This window comes from Mesorhizobium sp. M7A.F.Ca.CA.002.09.1.1, from assembly GCF_003998555.1.
In the GTDB taxonomy this organism is placed as follows: domain Bacteria; phylum Pseudomonadota; class Alphaproteobacteria; order Rhizobiales; family Rhizobiaceae; genus Mesorhizobium; species Mesorhizobium ciceri.
The window spans coordinates 1-1,287 of sequence record NZ_RZRR01001219.1 but is presented as its reverse complement, the minus strand read 5'-3'; the positions used below and the strand labels follow the sequence as shown (position 1 = coordinate 1,287).

Genomic DNA, 1,287 nt, shown 5'->3' with positions numbered 1-1,287 from the left:
GGATTGCCTGCTGATCGACGACATCGTCGATTCCGGCGGCACGCTGTGCAACGCCGCCGATGCGCTGCTGGCCAACGGCGCCACCAGCGTCACCGCCTATATCACCCACGGCGTGCTGTCGGGCGGTGCCGTTGCCCGCATCAGCGGCTCGAAGCTGCAGGAACTGGTGATCACCGATTCCATCCAGCCGACCCAGGGCGTGCTCGACGCGCCCAACATCCGCGTCATCTCGATCGCCGACCTGATGGGCGAAGCCATCTCGCGCACGGCGACTGAGGAATCGGTGTCCAGCCTGTTCGACTAAACCCGCCTGCCCTTAAGGCGCGGAGCTTTCCAACCGAACCGGGCCGATCAGGCGACGAGCGACCTCGACGTTCTCGCGTGCGCCGCGCATATAGCCGCGCGGCGAGGTCCCCAGCATGCGCTTGAACATGGTGATGAAGGCCGGCACGCTGTCATAGCCGAGATCAAGCGCCACCCTGGTGATCGGCTCGCCGTCCGCCAGCCTGGGCAGCGCCGCGAACAGGCAGGCCTGCTGGCGCCATGTCGACAGCGACAGGCCGGTCTGGCGCTGGAAGGCGCGCGTGAAGGAACGGCGGCTCATGCCGGCTGCATCGGCCCACTCGTCGATGGTCGCATGCGGCGACGGTGCTGCGACGAAGCGTCGGCACAGCGCCGACAATCTTGGATCGGACGGAAATGGCAGCCCGAGAGGCCGTTCCGGCAAGGTCGGGATTTCGTGCAGCAGAAGGTTCATGATCAGCCCACCGCGTCCTTCCAGAACGCCGCCTTGCGGGAGCTTCTCCGATTCCACGATCAGGCTGTGCATCAGGTCGGTGACGCCGACGACGCGCAAGCCTTCGGGCAGCCCGGGGATCGCCTGTGGCATGACATAAACCGAACGCATCGAGACGTCGCCCAGCATCTCGACGGAATGCTCGGTGCCGGCTGGAATCCACATCGCGTGGTCGGGCGGCACCATCCAGCGCCCGTAGCGTGTCGTCACCAGCACCACACCGACAAGCGCATGCAAGAGCTGGCTGCGGCTGTGGCGGTGCTGTGGCACGCGGTAGCCGTCAGGATATTCGGTCGGCAATGCCACCGCCGGCCCGGCCACTTGCTCAAGCCACTGCCAGCGGCTCTCGTGCAACTGGCCGAGATTGGCATTGCCAGCGTGAAAGACTTCTTTGCCGTGCGGCATCTAGTTATGGCCCACTTGCGAAACTATTGGACCAAACCACGAAAGAAGTCGTCTCGCAAGCGGCTTATAAGGCACCGTCCCTAGGG

Annotated in this window: 2 protein-coding genes; one reads left to right on the top strand and one right to left on the bottom strand. The window is 65.0% G+C overall.

What is annotated here, in order from left to right:
* The coding region (locus EN994_RS31955; protein WP_281060221.1) for a phosphoribosyltransferase family protein at nt 1–304 on the top strand (304 nt) is incomplete at its 5' end.
* A gap of 12 nt (nt 305–316) precedes the next feature.
* On the opposite strand, the gene EN994_RS31950 is transcribed toward EN994_RS31955, so the two are convergent.
* Nucleotides 317–1,201 (bottom strand): helix-turn-helix transcriptional regulator, encoded by an 885-nt coding sequence (locus tag EN994_RS31950; RefSeq protein ID WP_013530001.1) that lies wholly within the window; start codon nt 1,199–1,201, stop codon nt 317–319.
* Between the last annotated feature and the right edge of the window lie 86 nt (nt 1,202–1,287).

Bases quoted from the DNA above. Each gene is read 5' to 3' on its own strand.
- EN994_RS31950 (WP_013530001.1), bottom strand. From the start codon at position 1,201: ATGCCGCACGGCAAAGAAGTCTTTCACGCTGGCAATGCCAATCTCGGC.